This window comes from Ewingella americana ATCC 33852, from assembly GCF_000735345.1.
GTDB lineage: Bacteria > Pseudomonadota > Gammaproteobacteria > Enterobacterales > Enterobacteriaceae > Ewingella > Ewingella americana.
In genome coordinates this window covers 1-13774 of sequence record NZ_JMPJ01000075.1, presented here as the reverse complement: position 1 = coordinate 13774, position 13774 = coordinate 1, and the positions used below count along the sequence as shown (strand labels likewise).

Below are 13774 nucleotides of genomic sequence, written 5' to 3'. Positions count from 1 at the left end.
ATGTCGGTACTATACTCCCAACATTAGCCGGTGTTTCCGGTCCTTTTACTTTGCGAATCACTCATCTATGCATGCACAAAAGAAGCAGCCGTTGCCTGCCGTCACGCTGGCGGCCATCGGCGTAGTGTACGGTGATATTGGTACCAGTCCGCTCTATACCTTGCGCGAATGTCTGACCGGTCAGGCCGGGATAACCATGACCCAAGGTTCAATTTTCGGTTTTCTGTCGCTGATTTTCTGGCTGCTGATGCTGGTGGTGTCGTTTAAATATATTGGCTACGTGATGCGCGCCGACAACGGCGGCGAGGGCGGGATCCTCACCCTGATGTCGCTGGCGGTGCGGGACATCAACCCACGCTGGTACGCCACCGTGGTGTTCCTCGGGCTGGTGGGCGGCAGCTTCTTCTATGGCGACGGGGTGATCACTCCGGCCATTTCGGTGCTTTCGGCCATTGAAGGGCTGGAGATCATCGAGCCTTCGCTGGATAAATTTATCATCCCCATCTCCATCGCGGTGCTGACCCTGCTGTTTGTTATCCAGAAGAAGGGCACGGGCAGCGTCGGTAAGCTGTTCGCGCCGGTGATGGTGCTATGGTTTGTTTCGCTGGGCGTGATGGGCATTGGCGGCATCTTGCATAATCCGGGCGTACTGCAAGCCCTGAACCCTTACTGGGCGCTGCACTTCTTCATTGAATTCAAAGGCATTTCCTTCTTCGCGCTGGGCATGGTGGTGCTGGCCGTGACCGGGGCCGAGGCGCTGTATGCCGACATGGGCCACTTCGGCAAAAAACCTATCCGCATCGCGTGGTTCCTGCTGGTCGCACCTTCGCTGGTCCTGAACTACTTCGGGCAGGGCGCGCTGTTGATGAGCAACCCGGACGCCATCAAAAACCCGTTCTTCCTGCTGGCCCCTGACTGGGCGCTGGTTCCGCTGCTGATTATTGCCACCATGGCGACGGTTATCGCCTCTCAGGCAGTGATTTCCGGCGTCTTCTCCCTGACCCGTCAGGCGATGCGTTTGGGCTACCTGCCGCCAATGCGCATTGTCTACACCTCGGACGTCGAGTCCGGGCAAATCTATATTCCGGTGGTGAACTGGCTGCTGTACGTGGCGGTGCTGATTGTGATTATCAGCTTCAAACACTCCAGCGATTTGGCGTCGGCCTACGGCATTGTGGTGACGGGCACCATGCTCCTGACTTCAATCCTGCTGTGCATTGTGGCGATTAAGAACTGGGGCTGGAAGAAGCGCTGGGGCCTGCTGCTGCTGGCACTGCTGATGATGATTGATATCCCACTGTTCGCCGCCAACCTCACCAAGCTGTTCTCCGGCGGCTGGCTGCCGGTGGCGCTGGGGTTAAGCATTCTGCTTATCATGATCACTTGGCACACTGAGCGTTCACGGCTGTTGCGCCGCCTGCGTGAAGACCCGGACGCCCTGAGCGCGCTGATCACCTCACTCGAGAAATCCCCGCCGCGCCGCGTGCCGGGCACTGCGGTGTTTATGGCCCGTGCGCCGGACGCCGTGCCGCTGGTGCTTTTGCACAACTTGAAGCACAACAAAGTGCTGCACGAACGCATCATTTTGCTGACCATCAGCAGCGCCGACGTGCCTTATGTGCATAACCTCAAGCGCGTGACCATTGAGCACCTGTCGCCATCCTTCTGGCGCGTGGTGGCGAGCTATGGCTGGCGCGAGACGCCAAATCTGGAAGATGTGTTCTATCGTTGTGGGCAAGATGGGCTGCGCTGCACCATGAGCGACACCTCATTCTTTATGTCGCGCGACACGCTGGTGCTGGACAAACGCCCTTGGTATTTGCAGATCCGCGGCAAGCTGTTCCAAGTGTTACAACGTAACGCACTGCGGGCGCCGGATCAGTTCCAGCTCCCGCCTAACCGCGTTATTGAACTCGGTGCCATGGTGAAGTTTTAAGCTTTTATCGTCTAATCAATGGATTACGGACGATAGTCTGGCGGCACATTGCTATCAGGCAAATCGCCGTTGTAATCCGGTGGCACGCTGCGCGGATCAGAGCCGGGGTGGTAATCAGGGGGAACCTCTGACTGCCCCGACCTTGGTTCATCGTAGCTGTAGGCCACCGGCACTTTATTTCCCTTGGCGTACATACATTGGGTGTAGATAACGTCGTACTGATCTTGTAAATCGCCGCTGCTCATTCCCGCCGTATTACTGCCCATCGCACTACCCACCAGCAGGCCGCTGCCAGCACCAATCAACGCCCCCGGGCCGGCATGACCTGATGCCGCGCCAATCAAAGCGCCCGCCGCTGCACCGACCACCGTTCCCGCAGCCGCCGTGCCCGCCGCGCTGTTAGAAGCCGCCTGAGCGCCGCCGTCCACGCTATTTTGCGCCGTGTTGCGGCATAAAATATCATCCTGCCTAAACTGCCCGTAGCTCTTGGTACTGCCCGGTAAAACCTGCACTTCCGGCCCTGAAGGGGGCGACACGCAGCCCGCCAGCGCCATCACCAGCGCCAGTGGAGCTAATTGATAGAGACGTTTCATGGTTGAGTCACTCAGGCTTAGCGCGGTGCAGAATCGCCAACCACCACTTTCATCCAGCCCTGCGCACAGCGCTGGACGTGCGGATAGTAGCCCGCTGGACTCTGGCAGTAGTAAGCGTAATTAGGGGTTTTCTCCACATAGGTTTGCGGAGGTGACGGTGTCACATACACCACCGGAGGTGGTCCGTAATAGACTGGCGGCGGGGGTCCCCAAGGTGCGCCAATAATCACCCGCGGGCCATACCAACCGTGATAATAACCATGACCATAATACCCGTGGCCGTAATAGCCATAGGCGAAAGAACTTTGTGCCACCGACATCATTGCACCTGCGGCCAGCAACAGCAGCAATAGCCTTTTCATAACCACCTCGACACCCGTTTAAACCGCTCATTTCTCGCCGAATTGTTACCGGTCGATGAGTAAGAATATACGCGTTATTCGCTGTTTTTTTACGCGGCAAATCAGGTGGAATGCGCTAAGGGATCGGCAGTAATTGTGTAGAAATATTGGGAAATTTACCGAGGAGGACAAACCTCCCCGGTAGAGACCGTTTTTAGCGGAATGGCGGCTCGTTGAAGGTGCGTAATTTACGCGAATGCAGCTTGTCGCCTTCTTGACGCAGCAGGCCAATGGCGTGGATACCAATCTGTAAATGCTCGGAAATCGCCCCTTCGTAGAAGTGGTTTGCCTGTCCCGGCAGCTTGATTTCGCCGTGCAGCGGCTTGTCGGAGACGCAGAGCAACGTACCGTAAGGCACGCGGAAGCGATACCCCTGAGCCGCAATGGTCGCACTCTCCATATCCACTGCAACGGCGCGACTCAGGTTGAAACGCATGGCCGAGGCCGAGTAGCGCAGCTCCCAGTTACGGTCATCGGTGGTCACCACGGTGCCGGTGCGCAGGCGCTGCTTAACTTCTTCCCCCGGCATGTTGCTGATGGCTTTGGTGGCGTCGTACAGCGCGCGCTGCACTTCGGCAATGCTTGGGATTGGGATGTCCGGCGGCAGTACGGCGTCGAGCACGTGGTCGTCGCGCAGATAGGCGTGAGCCAGCACGTAGTCACCAATCTGCTGGCTTTCGCGCAGGCCGCCGCAGTGACCAATCATCAGCCAGGCGTGCGGGCGCAGCACCGCCAGATGGTCACAGATGGTTTTGGCGTTAGACGGGCCGACGCCGATATTCACCAGCGTGATGCCTTTGCCATCGTCGGCAATCAGGTGATAGGCCGGCATCTGGTGCTTTTTCCACGCCAAGTCAGAGACGGTCTGCTCAAGATTGACCGTTTCTTGCGTGACATAAGCTCCACCGGCGCAGGAGAGCGCGACATACGGGCTGGCAGGATCTACGATTTGCGCGCAGGCCCAGCTAACAAACTCGTCCACGTAGCGGGTGTAGTTGGTGAACAGCACATAAGGCTGCACGTGCTCCGCCGGGGTGCCGGTGTAGTGTTTCAGGCGCGCCAGCGAGAAGTCGGTGCGCAGCGCGTCGAAGTGCGACAGCGGGAACTCGGTGGTGGAACTGGATAAACCGTCGGTTATCTGGTCGCCAATTTGCGACAGTTCGGTGGTCGGGAAGTGGTGCGCCAGCGCCGCGCTCATGGTGCGGTCGAGATTCAGGTCAGAGCCGTCGATAACAAACGGGAAGGGGATTTCCAGCTGCGAAGGCTTCACCACGAAGCTGGCGTTATATTCGCTTTCCAGCAGGCTCAGTTGGTCAGCCAGATAACCACGGAACAGCTCCGGGCGTGTGATGGTGGTGGTGTACTTCCCGGCGCGCGGGAAACGGCCATAGGCACGAGACTTAAACTGATTTTGCTGAGCACCGTCCCAGCTGACGCTCAGCTCAGGATAGGTGAAAAGTCCTGCCGAACGCACATCGTTATCAGGCAGTGAACCATCGTGAATAAAGTCACCGATGGCGGTACGCAGTGCCACCACGGCACCGTTGTACAGCGCCTCCAGCCGATCTAGCGCTTCGGTGGCGTTCAATTGGGTTGCGGAATAAGCATTATTCAAAATCGTTCCCTTATGCAGATGAGCAAGACTTAACACAAAGTATGGCATTGGTTAACAAAGGATTCTAATCCAAAGATCTTGCTAACCATTACTTGACCATTAACTCAGGCTCATTCTTACTTATCTGCAAAAGGTCAGGCAGCTATTACTGATCCGCTGGATAATCCGTCGACATCGCCAGCGTTTTCTGTGCTTCGAGGTCGGCTAATCGCGCACTGAGCTGGCTGTGCATCGCGCCATAGGCGTCGCTGCCAAGGGCGATTCGGGCCGGAGCGGGGTGCTGGTCGACGCTGGCTATCATCGCTGCCGCCATCTTTACCGGGTCACCAATCGGCTGGCTGCTGCGGTCGGTCAGTCTTTGGCGAGTCATGCTGATAACCGAGGCATCATAGGCTTCAATACGCGTGGCAAGCTGAGCGCTGCGAAAGCGGAAGTCGGTGCGCGCACTGCCCGGCTCAATCAGCGTGCAACCAATATTAAAGGCCGCCAGCTCGAGTCGAATGGCATCCACAAAGCCTTCAATGCCCCATTTGGTGGCGTGGTACATTGAGCCGCCGGGGAAAATAGCCTGCCCGCCAACCGATGAAAGCTGAAGAATTCGTCCCGCCTGCTGCCCGCGCAGATAAGGCGTGGCGGCGCGGATCAGCTGAATGGAGCCGAGCAAATTGGTATCGAGCTGATGCATGATTTGCTCATCGGTCATCTCTTCCGCCGCGCCAAATAGGCCATAACCGGCATTGCTCACCACCACATCGATGCGACCCAGCTCGAAGAAAGCCCGGTCTACCACCCGGCGAATGGCCGGCGTGTCCGTCAAATCAAGCTCCGCCAGCCATAATTGCTCGCCATGCTGCGCCTTGAGGTCAGCCATGGACGAGAGGTCGCGCACGGTCCCCGCGACGCACTCTCCGCGCTGCAAAAGCTGCTCGGTGAGGTGCCGACCAAAACCGCTATTAACTCCAGTAATTAACCAATTTCTCTGTTGCATGCTTTCTGCTCCTGACTTGTTAGATTCAATCGACAATCCGAGACGCCCCGTTTGGCAAGGCGTCTCAGCTCTGGTATGCAGAATAGGCGGCATGGTTAAGATTTTTAATACTTGAACGTCCAACTTTTATGCGTGAAAATCTGAGAATGAACCTTGATCCCTTTTCCGACTTATTACAGCTCCTCAATGCACGTTCCGTACTGGCCGGTGGGCTAGTGACAGGCGGAAAGTGGGCGGTGGAGTTCCCGACGTCTGACCAAATCAAATTTTGGGGCATCGTACGCGGTAACTGCTCGATGCAGATGGCGGGCGAACAGCAGCCCGTGGCAGTAGAAAGTGGTGATGTTTTTCTGCTGCGAACCCCGCGCTCGCACGTGCTTTCCAGCGATTCAACCCTCGAACCCGTTCCTCTTGCCAAGGTGCTGGCAAATCGTCAGAGCCTGGTGGTTAAACATGGCGAAGGGGATGAGTTTTTCATGATTGGCGGCAAACTTGAGCTGGCCGACAACAGCGCGCAGGTGCTGATTAACGAATTGCCGATGCTGATCCACATTCGTGCCACTTCGCGCCACGCCGGTTCACTGCGCTGGTTGCTCGAGCAGTTGGTCAATGAACAAGAGGGCGACCACCCCGGCGCGGCGGCGGCCACGTCTCAGCTCACTCATCTGATGTTTATCCAGATCCTTCGCGCCTATTTTGAGCAGTCTGCGCCTTTAGAGGGCGGGAGATTAAGAGCCATGGGGGACAAGCGTTTGGCTCCCGCACTGCGGCTTATCCACCAACAACCGGCCCGCGCGTGGCAGCTGGAAGAGCTGGCAAAATCTGCCGCCATGTCGCGGGCGACCTTTGCCGCCTACTTCAAAAAAGTCGCTGGAATCGCTCCGATGGCCTATTTGACCGAGTGGCGCATGCGGCTGGCCGAGCGCGTGCTGCAAAAAGGACGTACCAGCGTTAGTGCGCTGGCTCTTTCGCTCGGCTACGGCTCGGAAAGCGCCTTTAGCAACGCGTTCAAACGCATTATTGGTCAATCCCCGCGACATTATCAGCAGGAATACCAAGCCCCGGTTGTCAGCCTCGACCAGATTGATACTATTGGTTAATCGAATACCAGATGAATATGTATTGATTAAATGAATCGCTACCCGATGTTTAGCCCTCAGCAGTTGCTGAGTTTCGTGGCAGTCTGCGATACCGGTAGTTTTACCCGCGCCGCCGAACGGGTGTTCCTCTCTCAATCCACCGTTAGCCAGCAGGTGCGCCGCCTTGAAGAGATGCTCGGCAAAGCCTTGCTGGAACGTACTTCTCATCAGGTTTTGCTCACCGAAGAGGGGGAGAGGTTCCTCGGCTATGCGCGGCGGATTATCGCGCTGAACGGCGAGGCGCACGACGCACTTTCCGACCAGTGGCGCGACGGCGTGGTGCGCCTTGGCGTGCCGGAGGACTTCGCGGCGGCCACCACCGGGCTACTCGCCGAGTTCAGCCGTACTCATCCTCATTTGCGCCTCGACGTGACCAGCGGCCTGAGCAATGAGCTGCGAAAATCCTGGCAGCAGGACGAGCTGGATATCATTCTGGTGAAGCAGATCAAAGGCGACAAACCCAACGCGGCGCGCCCAGAGCCTATGCTGTGGCTGGATAGCGCAACTTATCCGGCGTTTGAAAATGACCCGGTGCCGCTGGTGCTGTTTCCGCTCAATGGGCTGTATCGTGAGGAACTGTGTCAGGCGCTGGACGCCATGGGCCGCAACTGGCGCATCAGTTACAGCAGCGCCAGCCTTGCGGCTTTAGTCGCCGCCAGCGCCGCCGGGCTGGGCGTGACGCTACTGCCCGCCAGCTGCCGCCTGCCGGAGCACCGGGTGTTAGGCGCAGAGAGCGGATTACCGCAGGTTGATAATGTCGAGTTGGCGCTGTTTTATCGCCCCGATGCTACCTCGGCGCAGCTGGCGTTGGCCGAGAAGCTGCGCCAGTTCTGCCAGTTGAGTTAACTATTGCGTTTGCCACTGACCACCAGTGGCAAATATCGCAGCCAGCGAAAGCGCCTTATTTTATGGTGAAGCGGTAACGCAAATTTTATCTCTGGATTTAAGGAAATCGACGTGCAGAACACTCAACAACAAAGCCGCAGAAATTTTCTCTCAAACACCGCGAAATTGACCGCCGGGGGCGCGCTGCTGGCCACCGGCATGGCTTCAGCTCAGGCTGCCACTCAAAATAAAACCGATTCTATGGCCAAATGCGAAGACAGTAATGCCGTTACCTCGCTGCCTGCCGCCCACTACCAGCTGCGTAATGTCCGGCTGGAAGAGGGTTTCAAGCGTGAAGGGGAGATGATTATTGGCACCCAGACCGCGCTTTATCATCTGGAGATAAAAGACGGCAAAATTGTGGCCATTCAGCCCGCCAGCGGTGCGGCCGCCAGCAGCTTGCCTGCCTTCGATGCCAAAGGGTTGTTGCTGCTGCCTGCCACCCGCGACATGCATATCCACCTCGACAAGACCTTCTACGGAGGCCCGTGGGAAGCGCCAAGGCCGCGTAAAGGCAAGACCATTATGGACATGATTGCCCGCGAGCAGGTGCTGATCCCACAGCTTCTGCCGACCTCGGTTCAGCGCGCGGAAGCCATTATTGGTCTGCTGCACTCTAAAGGCACCACCGTGGCCCGCAGCCACTGCAATATCGACCCGGTAAGTGGGCTGAAAAGCCTCGAACATCTGCAAATCGCGCTGGAAAAACATAAAAATGACTTCAGCTGCGAAATCGTCGCCTTCCCGCAGCACGGCCTGCTGCACTCGAAAGTGGACGGCCTGATGCGCGAAGCGATGCAAATGGGCGTGCAATACGTTGGCGGGCTGGACCCAACTAACGTTGACGGCGCGATGGAAAAGTCACTCGACGCCATGTTCCAGATTGCCCTTGATACCCACACCGGTGTGGATATCCACCTGCACGAGACTTCTCCGGCGGGCGTCGCGGCGGTGAAATATATGATTAAAACCGTCGAGCAGAACCCGCAGTTAAAAGGCAAAGTGACGCTCAGCCACGGCTTTGCTCTCTCAACGCTGAAAGATGCAGAGCTGGATGAAGTGATTGACGGGCTGGCCCGTCAGCAGTTTACCCTGGCTTCCACCGTGCCAATTGGCAAGCTGGCAATGCCGCTGCCGCAGTTGAGCGAGAAGGGCGTGTTTGTGATGACCGGCACGGACAGCGTGATTGACCACTGGTCGCCGTTTGGCACCGGCAGCATGCTGGAAAAAGCCAACCTTTACGCCCAACTTTATGGCAATTCAGACGAGTTCGGCCTGACACGCTCACTGGCTATCGCCACCGGCAACGTGCTGCCGCTGGACAACAGCGGCACTCGCCAATGGCCTGCTGTGAATGACAGGGCCGAGATGATTCTGGTCGACGCCAGCTGCTCCGCCGAGGCCGTGGCGCGGGTTTCCGACGTCAAAGCCACCTTCCATCAGGGCCGTCTGGTGTTCGGCAGCGTGCAAAAAGTCTAACTTCCCTCTGCGAGCCGTGCGATGCGGCTCGCAATTTTCTCCGGCCTCATCTTGATCTATACTCTTCTCTCACCGTTTAATGCTGACTGGACGACCAGAGACTCGGCTTCATTGAATAGGGACGACCCTGCGATTAAATAAGGTCAGAATATGGCTTGGGTATATCTGTTGTTAGCAGGTTTGTTTGAAGTGGTATGGTCGACGGCGATGAAAGAGTCGCACGGCTTTACCAAGCTGGTTCCGAGTATTGTCACCTTAGTCTTCATGCTGCTCAGCTTCGCGCTGCTGGCTATCTCCATGAAAACCCTTCCTTTAGGCACCTCCTATACCGTGTGGGTCGGCATCGGTGCTATCGGCGCATTTATCCTCGGCGTCACCATGTTTGGCGAGAGCCTCAACCCCATGCGGGTCATCGCCGTACTGCTGATTTTCTCCGGCGTAGTGCTGCTGAAGCTAGCGACCAAGTAAACAGAGTTAAATCCATTATTTAGGGTGTTAAACCGGTTTTTGGCGGATAACACCCAATATCTTGGATTTACACCTGTGCATTCGGAAAAAACAGCCCAAACGTAGTGGTGCCTTGGTCGCTCTCCACCCAGCAGCGGCCTTGGTGCAGTTGCATGATTGAGGTGACAATCGACAGGCCCAGCCCGCTGGAGTTTGACGAGTTCTGCCGCGCGGAGTCTGCGCGGTAAAATCGGTCGAAAATCCTCTCCTGATGCGATTTAGAAATGGTGTCGCCCTGATTCACCACCTGAATAGTCATGCCTTCGGCCGAAGGAATGGCGTTGATTTCAATCAGGCTGCCCGGCGCGGCGTGGCGCACGGCGTTGGACAGCAGGTTAGCCAGCGCGCGGCGTAACAGCATGGCGTCGGCGAACAGCGTGCCTTCGCCACTGACTTGGATTTGAATGTCTCGGTCGGCGGCCAAATCCTCGAAATAGTCACAAAGCCGCCTCATGTCCTGCGTGGCATCCAGCAGCGTACGCTCAATCTCAAGGTCGGGCTGCTCGGCCTGCGCCAAGAACAGCATATTGTCGATCATCCGCGACATACGCTGAAGCTCTTCAAAATTGGATCCGAGCAGCCGCCGGTAATACTCGTTCTCACGCGGCGCGCCGAGGCCGACCTCAGTTTGCCCCAGCAAAATAGTAATCGGCGTGCGCAGGTCGTGAGCCATGTCGGCACTCACCTGCTTCAACTGCTTAAAGCCGCGTTCGAGCCTCTCCAGCATGGCGTTGATCTGGTCAATCAGGGTATCCAGCTCGGTTGGGGCGTCATCTTTGGTCAGGCGCGATGACAGAGTGCGCGTACCAATCTTTGCGGTTCTCTCCGCCAGCCTGCGCAACGGCGAGACGCCGCGACGGGCAAAGATAAATGCTAGAAACACCGAGATAGCCGCCATCATCGAGGCGAACAGGATAATGTAATTGCGATATACGTCGAGAATATGGGTGCGGTCGGTTAACACTCGGCTGGAGATGATTTCCAGCGGCACTAAATCATTAGAAGAGGGGCTGGTGGCGGCCATGTAAATCATCGGCGTGCCGTCGGCAGTCTGCGAGTGATGGACGGCGTTTAGCGACAGCCGCTGCTCGGCGGAAACTGGCGTGACGTTGGGAATGGGGCGCTTGAGCGGATTGACCTCAAGCAGGGTCGGGCCGCCGACATAGCGGATCACCAGCAGCGACTCGGTATTACCCAGCATATTGGCGAACAGGTGCGGCTTCTCATGGATCAGCTGGCGGGCGTCCAAATCGCGCAACAACGTGCCTATCTGGTCGACGCGCGACACCAGCGCCGCGTCGTCGCGCAGCGTCAGTTGATGGCGCAACGCGTAATACAGCGCGCCGCCCATGACGGTAAACGCCACGAAGGAGAACGCCGCCAGCAGCACCGCCAGCCGAAAGGTGAGGGAGACGCGCCTCATGCCTCGGCCTCACAGCGATAGCCAACGCCATGAATCGTATGGATTAACTGGTTGTCGAAAGGCTCGTCGATTTTCTGCCGCAGCCTTCTCACCGCCACGTCCACCACGTTGGTGTCGCTGTCAAAATTCATGTCCCACACGCGGGAAGCCAAAAAGGTGCGCGACAGAACCTGACCCGGATGTTGCAGGAAGCAGACCAGCAGCTTGAACTCTTTATTGGTCAGGGTGATGCGTTTGCCAGCCCGCTCGCAGCGGAATTTTTCAATGTCCACCACCAGATCCGCCAGCGAGAGCACGTCGCCCGACTGCGGCTGACCGCGACGCAGAATGATACGAATGCGCGCCAGCAGCTCGGCGTAGGAGAAAGGCTTCACCAGATACTCATCGGCACCCAGCCCCAAGCCGCGCAGGCGGTCTTCCAGCGCACCACGGGCGCTGAGAAACAGCACCGGCGTCTGGCTGTGGATGCGCAGACGCTCCATCACCGTCCAGCCGTCCATCTCTGGCAACATGACGTCCAGCAGGATCAGGTCATAAGCATTTTCCCGCGCCATGTGCAGGCCGTCGATGCCATTCGCCGCCCAGTCTGCGGTGTAGCCCGCTTCGTTAAGGCCATTGCGCAGATACTCGGCGGTTTTTTCTTCGTCTTCAACGATGAGGATTTTCAAGCAGTGTCAAACCTCGAATACAGGAGCAAAGGGCGCACTAGGCTCCCCGTTCTCATCATGATGATGGGGTAAAACTCAGTAACCCGGCACGTGCGCGGCTTTCATAATCAGGTTCGCCACGGCTTCCGGCTGGGAAATCAGTGATACATGGCTAGATTTTAGCTCGATCGTCTGCGCGTGCATACGTTTCGCCATGAAGCGTTCGAGATCCGGGTTGATGGTACGGTCTTCGGTCGAGACAGCATAGTAAGTTGGCTTAAATTCCCAAGCCGCGACGCTAGTCTTGGCCATGGTGATGGCGCGGCCCATAGGCTGCTGCACGGCGTAGTAAGCCTTGGCTTCTTTCTCCGGCAGGTCACCGGCAAAATCATGCACAAAGGCCGATTCGCTCAAGGCACCAAAATCGCTGTTCCACTGGATACCGGCAGAGGCTGGCGCGGCTGGGAATTTCTTGGTCAGCGCCGGATAGTCTTCACCCGCAGCCGGAGCGCGCGCGGCGATATATACCAAACCTTTCACTTCCGGCTCATTACCTGCTTGGCTAATGACCATGCCGCCGTAGGAGTGGGCGACCAAAATCACCGGGCCGTTTTGCAGCGCCAACGCGCGTTTCACCGCGGCTACGTCGTTATCCAAAGAGGTAGTTGGGTTCTGTACCGCAGTGACGTGCAGGCCTTTGGCTTGCAGCAGCGGAATAACTTTACCCCAGCTCGATGCGTCAGCGAACAGGCCGTGAACCAGCACAATGTTGGTGACTTCGGGTTGAGCAGCGGCTGGCTTGCTGGTATCTGCCTGAGCAGTAGAGAGAGACAGTCCGGCCAGAACCAGTGAAGCGACAAGTGACAGATTGCGTAATTTCATCATAAATCCTCTTGGTAGGGTGTGATTGCACTTTAGCAAGCAGGGGCCAACAAAAGGCTGACGAGAAAATGACAAAAGAATGACAAAAAGTTGAACCACGCTGAGGTTAGGCGAGCTTGTTGTTACTTCATCCGCTCATTTCAGCTATGTTAAATCCTGTAAATCCACAGGTTACTCAGCAGGATAGCAATGAACTCAAAAGTGTTATTAGTGACGGGCTCAAGCCGTGGGATAGGGGCCGCTACCGCGTTACTGGCGGCGAAACGCGGCTACGCGGTCTGTGTAAATTACGTCAATGACCAGCAGGCCGCCTTTCAGGTTCGTGATGAGATTTTAAGCCTTGGCGCTCAGTGCATCGCGGTGCGCGGCGATGTTTCTAACGAGCAGCAGGTCAAAGAAGTCTTCACCACCATCGACAGCCAGCTTGGGGCCATTACCCATTTGGTCAATAACGTCGGGATCTTGAAGCAAAAAATGCCGATGATCGACATGGACGGCGAACGTTTCCAGCAGGTGCTGCTGACCAACGTGATGAGCCACTTTTACTGTTCGCGTGAAGCGATAAAACGCATGGCGCTGTCCCGAGGCGGCGCGGGCGGGGCGATTGTCAATGTGTCCTCCGGCGCATCGCGCAGCGGCTCGCCTTTTGAATATGTGGATTACGCCGCCTCCAAAGGCGCGGTCGACACCTTCACCGTCGGGCTGTCGAAAGAGGTGGCGGCTGACGGCATTCGCGTTAACTGCGTGCGCCCCGGCGGTATTTACACTGACATTCATGCCGACGGTGGCGAGGCCGAAAGGGTTGAGCGCATCGCCAAGAACTTCCCGATGAAGCGCGGCGGCACGCCGGAAGAGGTCGCCAACGCCATACTTTGGCTACTGAGCGACGAAGCCTCTTTCGTGACCGGCAGCTTCACTGACCTGTGCGGCGGGGTCTAGGCTAAAAATCTTTTGGAACTCGGCCCCGGTTCTGGCCACTCAGTCGCCATGATCCGGGGTGTTTATTCACGAGTTTAGCCTAGAGGAAATTCACAGATGAGTGCTATCAAGCCAGAGTGCAGACTGACCCAGCCGCAGCCTACTTTTATCGGCAAGCAGGGGCTGTCATATCAGGTCGGGGTTTCGCATGAGTTGGTCGGCTCGGAGAATATCCATATGCAGCTGGCGACTATTCCGCCGCACTCGCAGGCCAAGGCACACCGGCACGAACACCATGAAACCGCGATTTACGCCCTCAGCGGCACTTCGTCGGTGCGTTACGGCGACGCGCTGGAGTACT

Annotated in this window: 13 protein-coding genes and 1 pseudogene; 7 read left to right on the top strand and 7 right to left on the bottom strand. The window is 57.1% G+C overall.

Features of this window, described 5'->3' with window-relative positions; translation table 11 throughout:
* Window positions 1–67 precede the first annotated feature (67 nt).
* Window positions 68–1936 carry a low affinity potassium transporter Kup gene (gene kup / locus GEAM_RS21115; protein WP_034795739.1) on the top strand — a complete coding sequence of 623 codons (1869 nt, stop codon included), beginning with the start codon at window positions 68–70 and terminating at the stop codon, window positions 1934–1936.
* 23 nt (window positions 1937–1959) lie between these two features.
* On the opposite strand, the gene GEAM_RS21110 is transcribed toward kup, so the two are convergent.
* The 4 genes from GEAM_RS21110 to GEAM_RS21095 form a co-directional block, all read right to left on the bottom strand.
* Window positions 1960–2529 (bottom strand): glycine zipper family protein, encoded by a 570-nt coding sequence (locus GEAM_RS21110; protein ID WP_034795736.1) that lies wholly within the window; start codon window positions 2527–2529, stop codon window positions 1960–1962.
* A gap of 17 nt (window positions 2530–2546) precedes the next feature.
* Window positions 2547–2891: a hypothetical protein gene (locus GEAM_RS21105; protein ID WP_034795734.1), complete on the bottom strand. Its 345-nt coding sequence runs from the start codon at window positions 2889–2891 to the stop codon at window positions 2547–2549.
* Window positions 2892–3084: 193 nt separating this feature from the next.
* Entirely contained in the window at window positions 3085–4545 is a 1461-nt protein-coding gene (locus GEAM_RS21100; RefSeq protein ID WP_034795731.1) for an AMP nucleosidase, read from the bottom strand.
* A 145-nt stretch (window positions 4546–4690) separates the two neighbouring features.
* On the bottom strand, window positions 4691–5533 hold the full coding sequence (locus GEAM_RS21095; protein WP_034795729.1) for an SDR family oxidoreductase: 843 nt from the start codon (window positions 5531–5533) through the stop codon (window positions 4691–4693).
* Between the two features lie 146 nt (window positions 5534–5679).
* Between GEAM_RS21095 and GEAM_RS21090 the strand changes: the two genes are divergently transcribed.
* The 4 genes from GEAM_RS21090 to GEAM_RS21075 all read left to right on the top strand — a co-directional run bounded on the left by GEAM_RS21090 (window position 5680) and on the right by GEAM_RS21075 (window position 9504).
* Window positions 5680–6633 (top strand): AraC family transcriptional regulator, encoded by a 954-nt coding sequence (locus tag GEAM_RS21090; RefSeq protein WP_051899598.1) that lies wholly within the window; start codon window positions 5680–5682, stop codon window positions 6631–6633.
* A gap of 30 nt (window positions 6634–6663) precedes the next feature.
* Window positions 6664–7518 carry a LysR substrate-binding domain-containing protein gene (locus tag GEAM_RS21085; protein ID WP_034795726.1) on the top strand — a complete coding sequence of 285 codons (855 nt, stop codon included), beginning with the start codon at window positions 6664–6666 and terminating at the stop codon, window positions 7516–7518.
* A 111-nt stretch (window positions 7519–7629) separates the two neighbouring features.
* Complete coding sequence (locus tag GEAM_RS21080; protein WP_034795723.1) at window positions 7630–9036, top strand: amidohydrolase family protein; 1407 nt, start codon at window positions 7630–7632, stop codon at window positions 9034–9036.
* 150 nt (window positions 9037–9186) lie between these two features.
* Entirely contained in the window at window positions 9187–9504 is a 318-nt protein-coding gene (locus tag GEAM_RS21075; RefSeq protein WP_034795720.1) for a DMT family transporter, read from the top strand.
* 67 nt (window positions 9505–9571) lie between these two features.
* Here the strand turns inward: GEAM_RS21075 and GEAM_RS21070 are convergent, their stop codons facing one another.
* The 3 genes from GEAM_RS21070 to GEAM_RS21060 all read right to left on the bottom strand — a co-directional run bounded on the left by GEAM_RS21070 (window position 9572) and on the right by GEAM_RS21060 (window position 12498).
* Window positions 9572–10966, bottom strand: coding sequence for a heavy metal sensor histidine kinase (locus GEAM_RS21070; protein ID WP_034795719.1), 1395 nt, complete (start codon window positions 10964–10966; stop codon window positions 9572–9574).
* The gene (locus GEAM_RS21065; RefSeq protein WP_034795718.1) at window positions 10963–11634 is read right to left on the bottom strand and encodes a heavy metal response regulator transcription factor; all 672 of its coding nucleotides are present in this window, start codon (window positions 11632–11634) and stop codon (window positions 10963–10965) included. The genes GEAM_RS21070 and GEAM_RS21065 overlap by 4 nt, the downstream gene beginning before the upstream one ends.
* A 75-nt stretch (window positions 11635–11709) precedes the next feature.
* Entirely contained in the window at window positions 11710–12498 is a 789-nt protein-coding gene (locus GEAM_RS21060) for an alpha/beta fold hydrolase (RefSeq protein ID WP_229333810.1), read from the bottom strand.
* Window positions 12499–12684: 186 nt separating this feature from the next.
* Between GEAM_RS21060 and GEAM_RS21055 the strand changes: the two genes are divergently transcribed.
* Window positions 12685–13434 carry an SDR family oxidoreductase gene (locus tag GEAM_RS21055; protein ID WP_034795716.1) on the top strand — a complete coding sequence of 250 codons (750 nt, stop codon included), beginning with the start codon at window positions 12685–12687 and terminating at the stop codon, window positions 13432–13434.
* Window positions 13435–13530: 96 nt separating this feature from the next.
* Window positions 13531–13774: pseudogene (locus tag GEAM_RS21050) on the top strand (cupin domain-containing protein); the annotation flags it as partial.

Bases quoted from the DNA above. Each gene is read 5' to 3' on its own strand.
- kup (WP_034795739.1), top strand. From the start codon at position 68: ATGCATGCACAAAAGAAGCAGCCGTTGCCTGCCGTCACGCTGGCGGCC.
- GEAM_RS21110 (WP_034795736.1), bottom strand. From the start codon at position 2,529: ATGAAACGTCTCTATCAATTAGCTCCACTGGCGCTGGTGATGGCGCTG.
- GEAM_RS21105 (WP_034795734.1), bottom strand. From the start codon at position 2,891: ATGAAAAGGCTATTGCTGCTGTTGCTGGCCGCAGGTGCAATGATGTCG.
- GEAM_RS21095 (WP_034795729.1), bottom strand. From the start codon at position 5,533: ATGCAACAGAGAAATTGGTTAATTACTGGAGTTAATAGCGGTTTTGGT.
- GEAM_RS21090 (WP_051899598.1), top strand. From the start codon at position 5,680: ATGAACCTTGATCCCTTTTCCGACTTATTACAGCTCCTCAATGCACGT.
- GEAM_RS21085 (WP_034795726.1), top strand. From the start codon at position 6,664: ATGAATCGCTACCCGATGTTTAGCCCTCAGCAGTTGCTGAGTTTCGTG.
- GEAM_RS21075 (WP_034795720.1), top strand. From the start codon at position 9,187: ATGGCTTGGGTATATCTGTTGTTAGCAGGTTTGTTTGAAGTGGTATGG.
- GEAM_RS21070 (WP_034795719.1), bottom strand. From the start codon at position 10,966: ATGAGGCGCGTCTCCCTCACCTTTCGGCTGGCGGTGCTGCTGGCGGCG.
- GEAM_RS21060 (WP_229333810.1), bottom strand. From the start codon at position 12,498: ATGATGAAATTACGCAATCTGTCACTTGTCGCTTCACTGGTTCTGGCC.
- GEAM_RS21055 (WP_034795716.1), top strand. From the start codon at position 12,685: ATGAACTCAAAAGTGTTATTAGTGACGGGCTCAAGCCGTGGGATAGGG.